Source organism: Enorma massiliensis phI, assembly GCF_000311845.1.
Classification (GTDB): Bacteria; Actinomycetota; Coriobacteriia; order Coriobacteriales; family Coriobacteriaceae; genus Enorma; species Enorma massiliensis.
This window is the reverse complement of sequence record NZ_HE978574.1, coordinates 772,201-789,667: the sequence shown is the minus strand read 5'-3', so window position 1 is coordinate 789,667 and position 17,467 is coordinate 772,201. Positions and strand designations below refer to the sequence as shown.

The 17,467-nt window shown below is 64.1% G+C and carries 17 protein-coding genes; 5 read left to right on the top strand and 12 right to left on the bottom strand.

Annotation, left to right across the window (positions count from 1 at the left end; translation table 11 throughout):
* Positions 1 to 2 precede the first annotated feature (2 nt).
* From HGEM_RS03225 to HGEM_RS03215, 3 genes are all read right to left on the bottom strand, one after another.
* Complete coding sequence (locus tag HGEM_RS03225; RefSeq protein WP_230197210.1) at positions 3 to 1,490, bottom strand: MFS transporter; 1,488 nt, start codon at positions 1,488 to 1,490, stop codon at positions 3 to 5.
* A 291-nt stretch (positions 1,491 to 1,781) separates the two neighbouring features.
* Entirely contained in the window at positions 1,782 to 2,363 is a 582-nt protein-coding gene (locus tag HGEM_RS03220; RefSeq protein ID WP_019127966.1) for an epoxyqueuosine reductase QueH, read from the bottom strand.
* Positions 2,360 to 2,953 (bottom strand): DUF3267 domain-containing protein, encoded by a 594-nt coding sequence (locus HGEM_RS03215; RefSeq protein ID WP_230197209.1) that lies wholly within the window; start codon positions 2,951 to 2,953, stop codon positions 2,360 to 2,362. Before HGEM_RS03215 ends, HGEM_RS03220 begins: the two co-directional genes overlap by 4 nt.
* 136 nt (positions 2,954 to 3,089) lie before the next feature.
* On the opposite strand from HGEM_RS03215, the gene HGEM_RS03210 reads away from it, so the two are divergent.
* Positions 3,090 to 5,153: a class I tRNA ligase family protein gene (locus tag HGEM_RS03210; protein WP_019127964.1), complete on the top strand. Its 2,064-nt coding sequence runs from the start codon at positions 3,090 to 3,092 to the stop codon at positions 5,151 to 5,153.
* A 230-nt stretch (positions 5,154 to 5,383) separates the two neighbouring features.
* Here HGEM_RS03210 and HGEM_RS03205 read toward each other — a convergent pair whose 3' ends face one another.
* Positions 5,384 to 5,668: a 4Fe-4S dicluster domain-containing protein gene (locus HGEM_RS03205; RefSeq protein ID WP_019127963.1), complete on the bottom strand. Its 285-nt coding sequence runs from the start codon at positions 5,666 to 5,668 to the stop codon at positions 5,384 to 5,386.
* A gap of 187 nt (positions 5,669 to 5,855) precedes the next feature.
* Here HGEM_RS03205 and HGEM_RS03200 point away from each other — a divergent pair, with 187 nt between their 5' ends.
* Together HGEM_RS03200 and HGEM_RS03195 are read left to right on the top strand one after the other, a co-directional pair.
* On the top strand, positions 5,856 to 6,410 hold the full coding sequence (locus HGEM_RS03200; protein WP_019127962.1) for a GNAT family N-acetyltransferase: 555 nt from the start codon (positions 5,856 to 5,858) through the stop codon (positions 6,408 to 6,410).
* 2 nt (positions 6,411 to 6,412) lie between these two features.
* Entirely contained in the window at positions 6,413 to 7,009 is a 597-nt protein-coding gene (locus HGEM_RS03195) for a histidine phosphatase family protein (protein ID WP_019127961.1), read from the top strand.
* Positions 7,010 to 7,066: 57 nt separating this feature from the next.
* On the opposite strand, the gene HGEM_RS03190 is transcribed toward HGEM_RS03195, so the two are convergent.
* From HGEM_RS03190 to HGEM_RS03180, 3 genes are all read right to left on the bottom strand, one after another.
* Positions 7,067 to 8,842 carry an ABC1 kinase family protein gene (locus tag HGEM_RS03190; protein WP_019127960.1) on the bottom strand — a complete coding sequence of 592 codons (1,776 nt, stop codon included), beginning with the start codon at positions 8,840 to 8,842 and terminating at the stop codon, positions 7,067 to 7,069.
* Positions 8,843 to 8,860: 18 nt separating this feature from the next.
* Positions 8,861 to 9,313 (bottom strand): hypothetical protein, encoded by a 453-nt coding sequence (locus tag HGEM_RS03185; protein WP_035100618.1) that lies wholly within the window; start codon positions 9,311 to 9,313, stop codon positions 8,861 to 8,863.
* Positions 9,314 to 9,458: 145 nt separating this feature from the next.
* Positions 9,459 to 11,102: a C69 family dipeptidase gene (locus HGEM_RS03180; RefSeq protein WP_019127958.1), complete on the bottom strand. Its 1,644-nt coding sequence runs from the start codon at positions 11,100 to 11,102 to the stop codon at positions 9,459 to 9,461.
* A 241-nt stretch (positions 11,103 to 11,343) separates the two neighbouring features.
* On the opposite strand from HGEM_RS03180, the gene HGEM_RS03175 reads away from it, so the two are divergent.
* The gene (locus tag HGEM_RS03175) at positions 11,344 to 11,571 is read left to right on the top strand and encodes a cold-shock protein (protein WP_019127957.1); all 228 of its coding nucleotides are present in this window, start codon (positions 11,344 to 11,346) and stop codon (positions 11,569 to 11,571) included.
* Between the two features lie 378 nt (positions 11,572 to 11,949).
* Here the strand turns inward: HGEM_RS03175 and ruvB are convergent, their stop codons facing one another.
* The 5 genes from ruvB to HGEM_RS03150 form a co-directional block, all read right to left on the bottom strand.
* Positions 11,950 to 13,029, bottom strand: coding sequence for a Holliday junction branch migration DNA helicase RuvB (gene ruvB, locus HGEM_RS03170; protein ID WP_019127956.1), 1,080 nt, complete (start codon positions 13,027 to 13,029; stop codon positions 11,950 to 11,952).
* Positions 13,029 to 13,643 carry a Holliday junction branch migration protein RuvA gene (ruvA, locus tag HGEM_RS03165; protein ID WP_019127955.1) on the bottom strand — a complete coding sequence of 205 codons (615 nt, stop codon included), beginning with the start codon at positions 13,641 to 13,643 and terminating at the stop codon, positions 13,029 to 13,031. The genes ruvB and ruvA overlap by 1 nt, the downstream gene beginning before the upstream one ends.
* On the bottom strand, positions 13,640 to 14,164 hold the full coding sequence (gene ruvC / locus HGEM_RS03160) for a crossover junction endodeoxyribonuclease RuvC (protein ID WP_019127954.1): 525 nt from the start codon (positions 14,162 to 14,164) through the stop codon (positions 13,640 to 13,642). Before ruvC ends, ruvA begins: the two co-directional genes overlap by 4 nt.
* 99 nt (positions 14,165 to 14,263) lie before the next feature.
* Positions 14,264 to 16,270, bottom strand: coding sequence for an NAD(+) synthetase (locus tag HGEM_RS03155; RefSeq protein ID WP_019127953.1), 2,007 nt, complete (start codon positions 16,268 to 16,270; stop codon positions 14,264 to 14,266).
* Between the two features lie 127 nt (positions 16,271 to 16,397).
* The gene (locus HGEM_RS03150) at positions 16,398 to 16,760 is read right to left on the bottom strand and encodes a desulfoferrodoxin family protein (protein ID WP_019127952.1); all 363 of its coding nucleotides are present in this window, start codon (positions 16,758 to 16,760) and stop codon (positions 16,398 to 16,400) included.
* 226 nt (positions 16,761 to 16,986) lie between these two features.
* Here HGEM_RS03150 and HGEM_RS03145 point away from each other — a divergent pair, with 226 nt between their 5' ends.
* Positions 16,987 to 17,379: a hypothetical protein gene (locus HGEM_RS03145; protein WP_019127951.1), complete on the top strand. Its 393-nt coding sequence runs from the start codon at positions 16,987 to 16,989 to the stop codon at positions 17,377 to 17,379.
* The last annotated feature ends 88 nt before the right edge of the window (positions 17,380 to 17,467 follow it).

Genomic DNA, 17,467 nt, shown 5'->3' with positions numbered 1-17,467 from the left:
CGTTAGCGCGCCGAGGCGTCGGTCGCAACCGCTTTGGCGCGGCGCTCCCGATAGTTCAGCCACTCGCGAACGAACGCGAGCGCCACGCTAACGAGCACGATGACCGCAACCACGTGGAACGCAAGATGCATGCCGTCCATGAACACATCCGGGCGCCCTTCGATATAGCTTGTGACCGGATAGCCGATCGACTGCGACATGCCGCCGTAGAGCAGCGCCGAACCCACCGTGATGCCCACGGACTGTCCCAGGTACCTCATGAGGTTGCCGAGCGACCCCACGAAGCCAAGCGATCCCTCGGGCGCGTGCCCCATCACCATGGAGTTGTTGGGGGCTTGGAAGATGGCGCTACCAAGCGAGGTAAACATGATGCAGGGAATGAGCACGAAGAGCGGCGTATCGAGCGCCACGAAGCCCATGATGGCGAGCCCGCAGGTGTAGATGATCTGCCCCACGAGCGTGGGCTTTTCGCACCCCACCTTGTCCGACACGGCGCCCGAGATGGGGCCTACGATGGAGTTGACGAGCGGATAGCACGCCATGATAAGGCCAGCTACACCCGCGCCGATGCCGCGCGCCTCCTGCAGGTAATACGGGAAGATGAACGTATAGGCCGCCATGGCGAGGAAAACGAGCGCCATGTTGATGAGGTCGATGACGAAGCGAACGTCGCGAAAGACGCCAAGTGTTACGAGCGGAGACTTCGCATGGTTCTCCACCACGACGAAGGCGACGAGCAGCCCGATCCCGCACGCAAGCATGCCGATGGTAAAGGGCGTGACCCCGCGTTCCGTGAGCGTAATGGCGAAGAAGATTAACAGGATGGAGGGGATGAGCAGCACCGTGCCGAGCGCATCGAACGACGGGCGGTGCACAGGGTGACGGTTGCTGAGCACCTTGAGCCCGACGACAAACGAGATGAGGCCAATGGGCAGGTTGATGATGAAGATGAACTCCCACGGAAGCGTCGCCACGATGAGACCGCCGAGCGTGGGGCCGCACATGGCGCCGAGCGCGGTGAACGTCGCCACGAGCCCGAGCGCGCGGCCGCGGCTGTCTGGGAAGGTCTCGGTGATGATGCCCTGGTTGTTGGCGAGTGACGCCGCGCCGCCAAGCGACTGGACGGCGCGAGCAACGACAAGCATCTCGAACGTTCCCGAAAGCGCACAGAGCGCCGACCCCGCGGTGAAGAGTGCCACGCCGACCTGGAAGATGCGCACCTTGCCGAACATATCGCCGAGGCGTCCGAACACGAGGAGCGCCGCGCAGGTCACGATGCTGTAGATGCTTGCGACCCACTGGATGGACGCCATATCCACCCCGAGTTCCTGCTGCATGGAGGGAAGTGCGACGTTTACGATAGTGCCGTCGAGAATCTCCATGAATGTCATCGCGAGAATGACGACCAGCGCCGCCCCTGCGTGACCACCGCCCGCTTTGGTGCCCGCCTTGGCGGCCCCCGCTCTGTTGCCTGGCGCACTCTCTGCCATGCGCTCCATTCCTCAGCCTCCAAAAAAATGACTATTGCGTTCTGATAGTCATTTTAATCCTAGCGGCCGGGAATTAAAGGGGCGCCTTTGCCTCATGCTGAAGGCCGTCTCGGGGCACCGGACAAGGCGAAGACAGATCAGCGCTCAAGACAGTACCTTTTTATCGGCGCGCACGGCTATCGGTGCGCACGGAGATCAAGCTGCAAGACCGCAGGTCACCGCGAAGCGCAAGGGCGACCCACCCAACCAAGCGCCCAAAAGGTACTGTTTCGAGGCTCAAGTTGGAAAATGTCAATGCTTCTTCGCGGCACGGCGCTCATCGCGCAGACGAGCGCGGTCAAGCGCGGCCTCGGCAGCGGAAAAACGGCACCCGCAGTAGTTCTGCCGATACATCCCGAGTTCGCGAGAACGACGCGTTGCCTCGGGATACCAGGGGCGAAAATCGCGGATTACCGGCGTGAGGCCGCGCGCCGAGGCGAGCCGGCAAAGCACGTCGTTGCAGGTTTCGAACAGCTGATACGGCGACACGGCGAGCGTCGTCGCGATATGGGTGAAGCCCTCGCGCTCTGCAACGCGGCAGGCCTCAGCGAGGCGCATCGCATAGCAGGCACGGCACCGGCGCTCGCGCGCCTCAGCGCCAATGGGTGCCACCGAGCGCTCCCATCGAACAGCGTCTTCCTCCGCCTCGATGAGTGGGATGCCCTCCACCGCACACCAACGCCGAAGCTCGGTAAGACGGCGATCGTGCTCCTCAACGGGCTGTATGTTCGGGTTCGTCCAGCAAATCGTTGGTTCGAAGCCCTCCTCGCAGAGCAGGCGCACAGGCTCGAGCGAACAAGGGGCGCAGCAGGCATGGAGCAGCAGGCGCGTCATGAGCGCACCTCCTCTTGCTCCTCGCCAAAGGCGGCATCGCAATCCTCGTCATCACCGTAGAAGCACACACCGTACGAGGTGTCCTCGCAATGCGTGATGAGAGGATCGGCGCGAAGCTCATGGACGTACCCCCAGTCGCCCGCGCACCCGGTAAGATGGAGCACCGCCGCGAAGGCGCCCGCTACGGGGCAACCGCACGCAAGCCCCGCTGCAACCACCAGAGGCGTCACGACGAACGTGGGCGCAAGCGCGATGATGAGGTACTGCGAGCGGGTGTATACGATGCCCTCGGCGCATGCGTAGAGCATGCCGCGCTTCCAGTTGGCACCGAACGACACGCGGGTACCCGCCGGAGCGAATGCTTTGAAGAAGATGGCGTGCACGAGCTCGTGCGCCGCAAGCGAGACCACGAGCGCCACCGCGACCCAAGCGATCCAGAACAGGTAGTCGACGATGCCGCGCCCGTCTTCCGCAAAAATCCCCACCAGCAGGCCGTCGAAACTCTCGGGAACGGCCACGGCAAGCGCGACCGCGAACACGAGCGTCGCCGCCAACCCGATGATGAACGTCACGGCAGAGCACTGGGTCATGCGCTTGAGGAAATCCTCGTCCTCGAACGTGTGTATGTTGCTTCGGCATCTCATGTGTCCAAGCATACACGGAATCTGGCGTGCTGTGCCATAATGGTTGCCTATCTGGATGTTTCGACCAAAGCAGGGAGGCTGCATGGCATCCAAGCTGAGCAAAGATTCGCGCCCCACCTGGCCGCGCCGCGCCATCGTAACGGCCGGCATGCCGTATGGCAACAAGAACCTGCACTTCGGCCATGTGGGCGGCGTCTTCATTCCCGCCGACTTCTATGCGCGCTTCCTGCGCGACCGCATCGGCCGCGAGAACGTGTTGTTCGTCTCTGGCACCGACTGTTACGGCAGCCCTATCATGGAAAGCTATCGCAAGCTGCATGACGAACAGGGCTACGAAAAGCACATCTCCGATTATGTGGAGGCGAACCACGAGAGCCAAGCCGCAACGCTCGCCGGCTACGACGTGGAACCCGACTTCTTCGGTGGCAGCGCCCTCGAACCCGCCGCGCACGTTCACGAGCAGATGACCGACGAGATCATCTTGCGCCTCAAGGAGCAGGGCGTGCTCGAGAAGCGCGCAACCAAGCAGTTCTTCGATCCGGTGGCGCAGCAGTTCCTGAACGGGCGCCAGGTCACGGGCAGATGCCCCATCCAGGGCTGCAAGTCCGAGAAAGCCTATGCGGACGAGTGCGACCTGGGGCATCAGTTCGAACCGGAGGAGCTCATCGCGCCCAAGAGCGCGCTCACCGGCGAGACCCCGGAACTTCGCCCCGTGGACAACATCTATTTCGACCTCCCGTCCTACCTCGACTTCCTGAAAGGCTTCACCAAGAAGCTCGAGGGCGACGAGACGGTGCGCTCCGTGGTGGTAAAGACCCTCGAAGAGTGGCTTAACCCGCCGCAGCTCTACATCCAGAACAAGTTCCGCGAGGCATTCGACGCCATCGAGGGCGAGCTGCCGCCGCACACCGTGACAGACCCCGAAGGCAACAAGAGCTCGTTCACCGTGACCTTCCCGAGCTGGCGCGAACGCGACGACGCGCACGAGGTGCTCGGAGCAGGCGGCGTGCGCTTCCGCTCCGGAAAGGCGCTCGTGCCGTTCCGCCTTACGGGCAACATCGCCTGGGGCGTCCCCGTAACCGATGAATGCGGCTGCTCCGGCCTCACCTGCTGGGTCTGGCCCGAGAGCCTCTGGGCGCCCGTCAGCTTCACGCGCACGGCGCTTGCGGCAGACGAGCGGGCCGGTGGCACGCGTTACGCTGCGCACAACTGGCGCGACTGGTGGTGCGATCCCGAGGCGCACGTGTACCAGTTCATCGGTCAGGACAACATCTACTTCTACGGCATCGCGCAGACGGCGATGTGGGAAGCGCTCGGCTGGAACATGCAGCAGAGCACGCTCGTGGCAAACTACCACGTACTCTACATGGGCAAGAAGGCAAGCTCGAGCTCCAAGACCCCGCCGCCGCCCGCAAGCGAGCTCCTCGACCACTACAGCACCGAACAGCTGCGCGCCCACTTCCTCTCACTGGGCCTTGGTGAGAAGCCGGTGAGTTTCAGCCCTAAGGCATACGATCTGCGCGAGACGGGCAAGAACCCCGATGGAACGCCGCTCCTTGCCCGCGACGACAAGCGCGTGATCGACCCGGTGCTCAAGGAGGGAACGCTCCTTACCGGCGTGTTCAACCGCTTGGCGCGTTCGTGCTTCTACGGCGTTGCAAAAAAGGACGGCGACCCGAGCACGGTGCGCACGGGATGCATTCCCGCAGGCGAAGCTTCGGCCGAAGCGACAGAGGCCGCCGAGCAGGCAGCCCTCGCCTTCGAGCAGGCCATGTGGCGCACCGAGCTCCATCGCGCGCTCGGCGTGTGCGACGCCTTCCTGCGCACCGCCAATAAGCGCTGGAGCGACGAGAGCAAGGCGGCCAAGGCGGTGCAGAAGGACGACCAGGCTGCGGGCGATGCGCTCATGCATCAGGCGCTCGTCGACGCGTTCTTGGAGCTGCGCGTGGCAACCGTCCTCATGCATGGCATCGTGCCTGCCGGATGCGAGCTCATCTGCGAGCACTTCGACATAGCTCCCGAGGCGTTCTTCTCCTGGGAGCACGTGCTTGACTCGACGGATGCCCTTGTGGAAAGCCTCGGCGAGAAGCCGGGCACCCACCGCGTGAAGGAGCTGCCGCCGCGCTTCGACTTCTTCTCGTACTAAGGGCGTCCTCCCGGCGGGCCGGGTCCATATGCCCCCGTGCTCAAACAGTCCTCGAAAAAGAGCCCCGATGGGGCTCTTTTTCTGCGGAACTGCGCCGGGAGCATATGGCCCCGCCCTGCGGACGGCCTTGCACTCGCGGCGGGGATTCCCCCTCGCATGGCAGCCATCCTTGAATGAGACACTTGTGCCGGGTCTAAGTGTCTCATGAATGATGGAGCAGCGGTGCGGGGTTAACGTTCCCTGCGTTCGTAGACGGCGCCGGTGGGGCACGCCTCATGGCAGGCGCCGCAAGCAGTGCAGCGATCTTCCAGGATGCGAAGGGTGCGGCCCATCGGACCGGCGGCGATGGCGCCAAAGAGGCAGGCGCGAACGCAATCGCCACAGTGCATGCAGCGATCGATGTCGATGGCGTATGACGCGCCGACACCCGGTTTTCGCGCGTCATGTGAATCGCAGACACCCGGTGTCTGCGATTCAACATCGAAGAGCGGCAGCATGTCCTGGACGTCCTGCATGTCGTTCCTCCCCTACCGAACTCGCATGAGGCAGGCTCCAGCGCCTCACCCCAGCCGTCATCTCTTTCCCAATTATGCCGCTTTCTTGAGTCGGCGGGTGGCCCTTGCGCGAGCGGAGAAAACGCCTATCGTAATGCAGCCGGTCAATCGAGCGCCCGTGGGCGCATACCATCGAGAGGCTTTCACCATGAACGACACCCTGACCATGCGGCGCGCGCTGCCCGGCGAGGCGGACCGCGTCATGGAGATACTCGAAGACGGCAAGCGCTCCATCGCGCGATTCGGCATCGAGCAATGGCAGCACGGTTATCCCAACCGCGCGAGCGTTGAGGGAGACCTCGCCCTCGACGCCTGCTGGGTCGCCGTTGACGCCTCCGGCTCGCTGCTCGGCACGCTTGCCCTTCGCTTCGACGAGGATCCCGAATACCGCATGCCCGAGCTCACCTGGCTCACCCCGCAGACCACCCCCGGCTGCACGCCCTCCTACGCCGCCATCCATCGCTGTGCCACCGCCGCCGGCGCGCTCAAGCGCGGCGTGATGGGCTTCATGTTCGCGGCGGCGGAGAACATCGCACGGGAGAACGGCCGCAAAAGCCTTAGGATCGACACGCATCCCGGCAACGTCGCTATGCGCTCGTTCCTCACCCGCCACGGCTTCACCGAGCTCATGACCTTCGAGCTCAAGACCAAAGGGGATGCCGAGACCGACCTCACGCGCATCGCATACGAAAAGTTGGTGTAACGATGCAGAAGCTCTATCTCATGCGCCATGGGCAGACGGTGTACAACACCCAGCATATCCTCCAGGGCCGCTGCGACTCGCCACTCACCGATGAGGGCGTGGCGCAGGCACGACGCACCGCCGCATGGCTTCGCAGCCAGGAAGCAGACTTCTCCTGTATAGCCGCATCGCCCTTGGGGCGCGCGCAGCAAACGCTCGACATCGTCGTAGCGGAGGTCCCCGGACTCTCCACGCTCCCCCGCATTTCCTCCGCCGGGCTCATGGAGCGCGATTACGGCAGATTCGAGGGGGAACCCGTCGAACGCCTGGGTGTGAGCCCATGGGAACCAGGCGACGCGGCGGTCATGCGCGGCGGCGAGACCCAGGCATGCGCCCGGTACCGCATCGTGAGCACCCTTCGCGGCCTCATGGACGGATGCACCGGAGACGCGCTCGCCGTATCGCACGGCTCTATCAGCAAGCTGTTCAAAACGGTCTGGGAGCGTAACGCGCGCTGCGAGCAAGATGTCTATCTGGGCAACTGCTGCGTCCTCGTTTTTGAATACGACCGCGATTCCGGCGCGTTCTCCAACATCGAGATCGCCAACCCCGCCTCGTAAGCCACGGCGCTGAGAGCCAGAGCGCCTCGATGCCGCAAGGAGCGCCCGGAGTACAGACTACCGGCGCTTGCCGTGGGAGTTGCGCCAAATCTCGCGACCGAGCATGAGCGCGAGCACGAGCGCAGAAACATAGCCGAGAAAGCCGATGATCGGGATGCCGAAGATGACCGGCTCGATTTTCGCATAGTACACGACCGACGACCCGATGAAGAGACCCGCGATCACGATCGCCATCGACGCACGGTCCACGATGCCGCCCAGGCGCCGAAGCACCTCGTCGGAACCCATGAGCTCGGTATTCACCTTGAGCTGGCCGCGCGTGAGCATGCGCGACGCGAGACCGAGGTACTCCGCCGTCTGGAGCGACCCCTTTACGGCGCGGGCGGTACCCACTGCAAGCTCTTCCGCAGCTTCGCGCGCACGCTCGTAGCCGCTCTTCTCGTGGGCGATATGCACCTGGATGATCTCGATCATGTTGACGTCGGGCATATATTCCGAAAGCAGGCCCTCGAGCGTCACCATACCGCGCGCGAACATCGTCACCACCGGTGGCAGCTCGATATCGTTCTTGCGCGCCAGATTGATGAGCGCTGTCAGGAAACGGCCGATATCGAGGTCTTTGAGATTGCTTCCGCCAAAATCCTGCACGATGTAATCGAGGTCCGTGAGGAACGCCGTGTGGTCGATGGCAGCCGTGTCGCCGCGCGAGATGGCGAAGCGCATAAAGCTGTCCTTGAGCTTGGGCACATCGTTTTCGGCCACGGCGAAAATGATGTCTTTCACCACACCGCGGTCATGCGCGGACATGCGCCCCACGATGCCGAGGTCGATGAAGTAGATGACCCCGCCCGAAAGGATGATGTTGCCCGCATGGGGGTCCGCATGGAAGAAGCCGTCGTCGAGCACCTGCGTGGCGTAGTCGTCCACGATCTCGTTGCCCAGGTCCTTGAGCTTGTAGCCCGCGCGCACGAGCAGCTCGGGCTCCGAGATCGAGATGCCCTCGATGTAATCCATCACCACGACATGCTCAGTGCAGAGGTCCATATACGAACGCGGGCACGAGATGCCGGGCGTATGCTTGTGGAAGGCATAGAACTCGTCGAGATTGCGCGCCTCGGCAAGGAAGTTCGTCTCTTCGCGGAACGAGCGCCAGAGCTCTTCCACCACCTCGCCCAAGTCGATGATCTGCTCGGTCTTGATGAGGCGCGTCGCAAGGCGCGCGAGCGAGCGCATGATATCGATGTCTTGCGCCATGACCTGCTGGGCGCCAGGACGCTGCACCTTTACGGCAACGTCCTCTCCGGTAACGAGGCGGGCGCGATGAACCTGCGCAAGCGAGGCGCTACCGAGCGGATTGGGATCGATGGCATCGAAGAGGTCGCCGAGCTTCTTGCCGTATTCTGCCTCGAGGCATTCGAGCACCACGGGATAGGGAACCGGGTCGGCCTCGGTGCGCAGGCGGCGCAGCTCGTCGCAATAGCGCTGGGGCAAGATTTCAGAGCGGTTTGAGAGGATCTGGCCCATCTTGACGAACATGGGGCCGAGCTCCTCGAGCATGCGGCGGAGGCGCACCGGCGTGATGTTCCTCCACACCTCATACTTGCGTGCAATATGGAAGATCTGCGCGATACGACGACGACGCCCCGTGAGGGTGAGCTGGTACTTATCGACATCCGCCATGACCTCGGGCTCATCGGGCACCTCGTCCACGGCCCGCTCGCGCCGAAAACTCGTGCGCGACGGGCCGAACTCAGGCTCCTCGCCGGGCACTCGCTCTTCCGGAATCAAGGGCTCGGGAGGCGGCGATGGGTTGTTCTTCGTGCCGAAGTCCATGGCGGATAATCGCTTTCGTTATTCCTCGGTTTTCTCGTCGGCAACGCCCTCGGCATCGCCCGGCGCTTGCTCGCCGGCAGCTTCCTCGGCTGCAACCGACTCCACGGGCACGCTCACGGCAGCGGCGGGAACCGCCTCCACGAGCTCCGTGACATGGGCTACGAAGGCGGCGCGCTCGGCCGTCGTGAGCGGGCGCACGCGAGCGACGATGAGCTCGTCCAAGATGCGCTCGGCAACCGTCGCTCCCTGCTCGCTCAGCCGCTCGGTCACATCGCTCACGGCCCCGCCGGCCTGCTTGAACACGTCGGCCATGGAGCGTGCGAAATCACCTTGAGACGCATCGCTTCGGGCCTGCGCGCCGCGGGCGCTCAGATCGTCGATGAGTTCTTTGCCCTTGTCGGCCGCCATGGCAGCGGCGCCCAGGCTCACGTTCACCATGTTGTTGACAAGTTCGTCGAAAGACATAGCCATGTTGCCTCCTCAAACGAGCGGACGCGCAGCTAGCCCGAGCGCCGCGGTTTTCGTTGCTCCCCTTGTACCCCAAAGGAGCGCTGCGGTAACAACGGGGCGGGGCCGGCAACTTCCCTTGGCCCCGTTGCCAATCCGGTTGACCGGTCTATTCGCGCACGTTGTCAGACATCGCGAAGCCGTTCTTCATCGCGCAGCTCGTGGTATAGAGCACCTTGCCGAGCAGCTCCTCCGTTGCGCACTTGAGTTCGGAAGCGAGATCGCTGTTCGCCGCTGCGAGCTTCTCCGGCACCGCAGCCACATCAAGGCCCGCCACGGCGGCATCGGTCTCATGGAGCATCTTGTGACCCAGGGCAGCCATCTTCTCCTGGTATGCCTCGACCGCAGCCGCGTTTTCATGGAAGCGCGCGTCGGCGAGGGCGGCGATGATGCGGTTCGCCCAGTAGAAGCTTTCGCTCGTCACGCGGGCACCGGTATTGCCGAGGTACTCGGGCAGCTCATCGACGTTTGCATAGAACGGGACGAGGGCGTTGAACGGATTCGAGCCAAACGCCATCCACTGAACGGCTCGGTACGCTTCAGGTGCATAGGGGCGGAGCTGCAGCACCGCGAGCTGGCCGTTGCGATTGATGCCGATGGGGCGGTAGCGGTTGCGCGAAGCGGCGTTACCCATGGTGCCATAGGGGTCGAACGGCGTGCCCTGATAGTGCGCGGAGAGCACGTCCTTCACATCCTCGATCGTGAGCTTGCGCTCCGGGACGCGCGACCACGGGATGTCATCAGACTCGGGGCCAAAGACGGCGGCAGGCCCGTCCCAGCCGTCGCTCGGGTTCAGGCAGCGCTGCATGTACCACGCGCGCGGCGTGTTATATACGTGGTCGCTCTCGCTGTGGCTTCCGAACGCCTGCCGCGGATTGAAGATATCGCCATTGAGCATGCCGGCACGCACGTCCTCGATGAGGTCGAGAAGCCCGTCTGCGAAGTCGTCCTCGTCATCTTGCTCCACGTCGTCTGCGAGGTCGTCCGCAAAGTCGTCGTAGATATCGTCGAAGACCTCGGGGCGCAGCAGCGTGAGGTCAAGGTGATGCTCTGCCATCCAGCTCCGCAGGTCGGGGCTCGCCATGTGCTCGACCTCATCGCCCTCGGCATCCGCGAGGTCGAAGTAGTCGATGCCAAGCTGATTGGGCATGGTCACATACGAATCGTCCGGCACGCGCTTCGCGATCCAATGATGGCCGCCGATGGTCTCGAGCCACCAGATCTCGTCCACATCGCTGAATGCGATGCCGTTCATCTCGTACGTGCCGTAACGCTCCAGAAGCTCGCCCAGCCTCCGAACGCCGTCGCGAGCGCTCTTGATATAGGGCAGCACGAGCGTGACCATGTCCTCCTCGCCGATGCCACCGGGAACCGCGGGCACGTAGCCCTCCTCGCCTTCGGTGCCCTTTGCGGGCTTGTAGACGACGAGCGGGTCCGCGCCGAGCACACGCGGGTTCGAAGTGATGGTTTCCGTGGCGCTCATGCCCACGTTAAGCTCGTTGAAGCCTGCCGCCGCCCAAGGACCGTGGCCCTCGATGGCATCGGGCACGGCGGTGTAGCGCATGGGGTTATCCGGCAGCTCGATAGTGAGGTGCGAAGCGGTCGAAGTGTAGGTGCGCGGCTGCTCGCTTGGATGGACAACCGTGAGGCGCTTGGGCTCAAACTGCCCGTTCGGTGAGTCCTCGTTGCGAGCAACGATGGTCGAACCGTCGTAGCTCGCCTTCTTGCCGATGAGAATGGTAGTGCAGGGCATGAAGCCTCCTTGCTTGAGCGTACAGGTCACGTGCCCGAGCGGGCTACGCACCATCAAGTGTACCCCCACGCGCGGACATTCACCCACCCAACGTAAGGGTTCTGCAAGGGGGCACACTGCATGCCCTTGCGACCGCGAATCTCGGATTGACGAGGGGGCGTTAGGGGTATGCTTAGTCTTCGTGTCGGCGACCGCCGGCGCACGACCCGCTCGCATGAGAGCGTAGAAAGAAAGGTACAGCATGACCGGAACGATCAAGAAGTCCTTCTTCCGCGAGAAGGGCTACGGCTTCATCGCCCCCGACGACGCGCCCGCCGACGGCACCAAGTCCGACATCTTCGTGCACTTCAGCGCGATTCAGATGGACGGCTTCAAGACCCTTGACGAGGGCGACCGTGTTGAATTCGAGGTCGGTCCGGGAAAGAAGCCGGGCGAGACGCAGGCGCTCAATGTGAGGAAGATCGCGTAGGGTCCTGCTCCCGGCGGGGCGCTCCCCCGTTTCTCCTTGCTCATACATTCTCGAAAGGCCCAGCTTTGCTGGGCCTTTCTGCGAAACTGCGCAGGAGAAACGGGGGAGCGCCCCTGCGTGCGGGCTGCGCGATTGGGCTGGATGGGACATGGCGAGGGCTTGGAGGGCTCGCCGCTTTGCGGCATCGCCCTGTGCGGTGGGGCACAATAATGGGATGCTGCGCGCTCGGGGGTTCGCCGCTTTGCGGCATCGCACCGCGCGGTGGGCACAACGACGAGATGCCAGCACACGACCTACCCCTGCGGGCATCACCCCACAAAAGGAAGCAGCGGGGCCATTTCCCGCAACGGGCAGAGGCGGCTCCTCTAGCGAAATTAGCTACGCTGTGGGCGGCTTCATGCCAAGGTGGTCGAAGGCGGCGGTTGTGGCCATGCGGCCCTGCGGGGTACGCACGATGAGGCCACGCTGCAGGAGGTAGGGCTCGTAGACGTCCTCGAGCGTGGAGGGGTCCTCCCCTACGGCGCTCGCCAGCGTGCTGAGACCAACCGCACGGCCGCGGAACGTCTGGGCGAGCGTTTCCAGGATGCGGATGTCCATCCAATCGAGACCGAGTTCGTCGATCTCGAAGAACTCGAGGGCCTCGCGAGCGGTCTTGAGGTCGATGGCGCCGCTGCCGCGCACCTGCGCGTAGTCGCGCACACGCTTGAGCAGGCGGTTTGCCAGGCGCGGGGTACCACGTGAACGGGAGCCGATCTCGACCGCGGAATCGTGATCGATCTGCACCCCCAGAATCGAGGCGGAGCGCTCAACGATCTGGGCGAGGTCCTCGATTGCGTAATAGTCCAAGCGGAACGAGATGCCGAAGCGGTCGCGCAGAGGCCCTGTGAGCATGCCCGAGCGAGTGGTCGCCCCCACAAGGGTGAAGTGCGGGATCTCGAGCCGGATGGAACGCGCGGCCGGCCCCTTGCCGATCACGATATCGAGCGCGAAGTCTTCCATCGCAGGATAAAGAATCTCCTCGACGGAACGGTTCAGCCGGTGAATCTCGTCGATGAAGAGCACGTCGCCCGGTTGAAGATTGGTTAAGATGGCCGCGAGGTCGCCCGTGCGCTCGATGGCCGGGCCGGATGTCGTCTTAATCTGCGCACCGAGCTCGTTGGCGAGCACCGAGGCGAGCGTCGTCTTGCCGAGGCCCGGAGGGCCGGAGAAAATCACGTGGTCGAGCGTTTCGCCACGACTCTGTGCCGCTTCGATGAGGATGCGCAGGCTCTGCTTGATATGCTCCTGGCCGCAATAGTCGTCAAGAAGCTGGGGGCGCAGGCTGCGCTCCACATCGAGGTCGTCTGAGGTGAGATTGCCCGTCACGAAGCGATCGCCGCGGGCCGCAGCCGGACCGTTCGCTGCACCGTGCCGCTGCGGCACGTCCTGCCACAGGTCCTGTTCATCCGCTTCCCACATCATGCATCCATCCCGAGTCTCTTCAGTGCGGCCGCGAGCAGGTCTTCCACCCGCATGCCCTCATCATACCCGTCGAGGGCAAGATCGGTCTCCTGCGGGCTGAAGCCCATGGAAAGGAGCGCGGCGCGCGCGTCGTCAAGCGGCGACGAGGCAGCGCGGCTGAGCGGGAGCTGGCCCGCGGCGGGTACATCGGCTGCAGCGAGGCCATGGTCTTTGGCAAGCGTGCCCTTGAGCTCGAGGATAAGCCGCTGCGCCGTTTTCTTTCCCACGCCAGGCACCGCAGACATGCCCGTGGTGTCTTCGGCCATGACGATGGAGTAGATCTGCGAGACGGAATACTTGGACAGCACTGCGAGCGCAAGACGCGGTCCCACGCTTGAAACCGCAACCAAGCGATCGAACATCGTGCGCTCCTCGACGGTGGCGAAGCCAAAGAGCGCGACGGCATCGTTGCCGATGCGCATCCGCGTATAGAGCCGCACCTCTTCACCGAGCGGGGGCAGAGAGGCCGCCGTCATGCCCGAGATGCCGACCTCGAACCCGATACCCGAAACGTCGAGCACCGCCACCGAGAGGGTGGCCTCGAGCAGGATTCCGTGGAGTTGAGCGATCATGCGTAGGGGTTTCCCTTCTCCTTGACATAGGCGCCGTCCGTAGCGGCCGCGGTGCGCCAGAGGTTCGCATGGCAGATCGCGCACGCGAGGGCGTCGGCCGCGTGGTCGGGCTTGGGGTCGTGATCGAGGTTCAGGAGGCTGCGGACCATATAGGTTACCTGACGCTTATCTGCAGCGCCCGTCCCCACAACCGCTTGCTTAATCTGCATGGGGGTATATTCCCCCACCTCGACGCCCGCAAGGGAACAGGCAACGAGCGCAGCGCCGCGCGCATGTGCCGTGGGGATGGCCGAGCGGACATTCGCCCCGAAATAGATGCCCTCGACCGCCGCCGCATGCGGCTGATACCGATCGACAACCGAAACGAGTTCGTCGACGATGTGCCGAAGGCGCGCCGCGAGGTCGGCCTCGGTCGTCGTATGGATGCACCCGTAGGCACGGCAACGGCATATGCCGCGGCGCTCCTCCACGACGCCCCAGCCGGTATTCGCCAGCCCGGGGTCGATTCCCAAGACGACCATCGGCCCTCCCCTCAATCAGCTCTGGATGCCTCCACACGGCATGTTCGAGATTTCGAACATCTGTTCTAGTATCATATCATAGCGAGGCGGAGGCGGGCACTAGTTTTGCGAGAAGAACGAGAAGCCACGGGCAGCAGGGCCGGCAAACGGGTTGCCGCCCTCCTCGCCATCGGCGGAGCCCCCTTCGAAGAGGTCGTGCAGCGCGCGCTGGACCTGGTCCTCGAGCTGGGGGAGCTGCCCGCCCAGCTGCTGCCGGCCCTCTTCCGTAGACATCGCCTCGAGCTGCTCGGGCGTGATGCCAAGAAGGCTCCCCACCAGCCCCATGATCTCGCCGCGCACCCGTGCGCTCAGCGCTTCCCCGCGCGATTCCGCACGCTCGATTGCGGCGCGCGCAAGCCCCGCAAGATCGAGCGGATCGGCTCCATGCCGGCCCAGATCGGACCACGCAAGATCGACCGGCCAGGCCCGCTCGCCGAAGGAACGAGCCGAAACCGCAGGCACCAGGGGCAGCGCGCGGCGAGCTGCTTCGCCCCGGCGAACGAGCATGAGCAGAAGCGCCGCCGCATCCGGCCTCGTTGCCGCAAGCGGAAGGTCGTCGAGTGGAAGGTCGCGATCGATATGGGCCTCGAGCGCCGCGTCGATTTGGCTCGGCTCGAGCGCGCCCAACGCCTCGGCGACGCGAACCGCATAGTAGGGACGCGATGCCTCGAGTGCGGCGGCTCTCCTGATGATGCCATCGAGATACGACTTCACCGCACGCAACGAGACGAGGGCGGCCGGCACCGCGGCGCCCGCGCGGTTGCGCATGCGGGCCACGAACTCCAGCGCTGTAAGGTACACGTCGCCGAACGGAGCGATCTGCCCCGGCAGCGACCCGCCCGCACCCTCGGGCGCGAGGGCGTAGTCGGTCTTGGTGAGCGAGCTTACCGGCAAGGCATGCTCGGCATGCGCGATGTCGTCGAGGAAGAGCTGGGCCAGATGAGCCGATGCCCGGCGAACGGCAGCATCGTCGCCGGGAACGGCGATGCGCGACTCGTCCCGGTCAAGCAGCGCTGCGCAATCGGGCTCCGCACGCTCGACAAGGCGGATGTGCAGCGATGCGACAAGGTCGCGCACGCGCTCGACCCGTTCCCGCTCGGCCGCATCCTGCGCAGGCGTCCGCATGCCGGACCGCGCCACAAACAGGCCGACGACGTTTCGCGGCCCGAAGGCATCGACGCAGAGCGTCGCAGCGAGTGAACTGGGCAGGCTGCCATCGAGCACGAGCGCGGCCCGCGAGCACCCGCACGCCGTCGCAGCGTCCACGAGGCCCACGCGAAGCCCGTCCCACAGCCATTCCGACCGATTGAAATGCGGTAACTCGTGGTCTTCGATGCACGGCACGGTCGTACCGCGTTGAACATCCTGCACGAGCAGGTCTTCCTCAAAGCACGGCGAGGCCGCCACGACTCGTCCGCAGTCATCCATCACGAAGGAACCGCCCGCATAGATGGCTCCGTCGAAGCCGCCAACCGGCGCCACGCAAGCGAGCCAGAGGCTGCGCTTGACGGCAACGGGACGGAAATGGCCGTCCTGCACGGCGGCTACGGCCGATGTCTCGACTCGCGAAACGTCGAGCGATCCAGCCTGGAAGTAAATCATAAGGTCGCACCCGGGAGGCAGGAGCTCGCCCGCGCGCTCGACGTCGAAGGTGATCGCGCAGCGGACGCCGTCGACATCGAAGACGGGCGGCGTCCACAGGTCGTCATCGCCCGCCTGCTCGCGGCGAATCGCCAAGAGCGTGCGCAGCGGCGACACATTCCCGTCTTTGAGCAAAAACACCTCGAGCATGTACGCACCCTGGTGCGCGACGAAGGCGGGGACGAGCGCGGCTATGTCGAGTTGGGCGAGCCGCATCGCCATGCCGCTCAGGCCGGCGATCAGATCGTGCTGGAAGTTCGCGGATTCGACGATCGGGCCAGGCGCGGCGCCCGAGAACAGGGGGACCGGCGTGCAGAGAAGCCGAGTCCCCTGCTCGTGCGCAAGGGCTGCCTGGTCCTCGATGCGCGCGCAGATAGCGTCGATGTCACCCAGACGCATGTCGATCTGCGCGATTGCGATCTTCATAGGGCGCTCCCCCTCTCCCTCTGCCCCACTGCGCCCCGCACGGGCGATGCATAAACCTCTTCTGCGATTTTATGCGAAAAAGGGCCGCCCGAAGGCGACCCTTCCGCATCCATTGGTAGCGAAGAGCCTAGAACTCTGCCTTCCACAGCCCATGAAGGTTGCAGTAGGCGTACACCGTACCGGCCTTAACGCCGCCGGGGAAGAACGCCACGGGGCTCTGACCGGGCTTGAGATGATGCACCTCGAGACGGTCGTCCGCCTCGAGCGCGATCCACTGAATGTAATGGGCCGTCTCCATGGGATGCTCGGTCGAGCCGACCGTCACCTTGATGAGGCGGCCCTCGTGCTCAATCTCGACGACAGGAACATGCTTCTCGACGGCACCGTCGCTCGTATTGGCGTCGAGCGCCTGATAACCCGCGGGAGCCGGAGTCTCGACCTGCAGGGCAGCGAGGAAGTTGTTCGCGTCATTCTTATAAAACGTAGCCATATTGACCTCCATGTCACGTGTGCGTACGCTGTTAGACTTCGCCTATTATGCCCGCGCGCATGAAGCGGTAGTCACCGGCGGAGGAGGGCGGCAAGATGCTTGGAACCTCCACACAACGAGTTTTCATCGAGCTCCCACAAACCACTACATTCCCTATACAATATCTTCATATGCACACGCGCCGCGTGTTCCCCATCCCAAAGGGCGCGTGAGAAAGGACGGACACATGGGTTTTCGTTCCTGGCTGCGCGAGCGCTTCTCGCGGTCCGCGCAGCGTAAGCGGAGGGCTGATGCCCCGGGATCGCCGAGCGCGCATGCCGCGCGCCCCGAGATCGCGCCCGGATTCCCCCAGGATGAGTGGGAAGAAGTACCCGCCTACCTTCCCGTCGACCCCGCCGAGCATCTACCGGCATGCATCATCGCCTCGGCCATCGCCGCAGGCGCCCAAGAAGAAAGCAAGCTCGTGGTTAAGCGCGTTTCGGTCGCCAACCCCGAGCATCAACGCGTCGCCGTCATCGCGACGGCACTGGGCGCGGGAGCCCTGGAAAAGAGCTCGTTTGCTGTAAAGCGCATCTATAAGCAGAAGGACATGGAAGGGACCCAAAGCGATGCTGCGTAAATTCAAAATCTCGATCGATGGAACCCAGTACCTTGTGGAAATGGAGGAGATCGGCGCCCCGGCAGGGCCCGCGCCCGTCGTAGCCGCC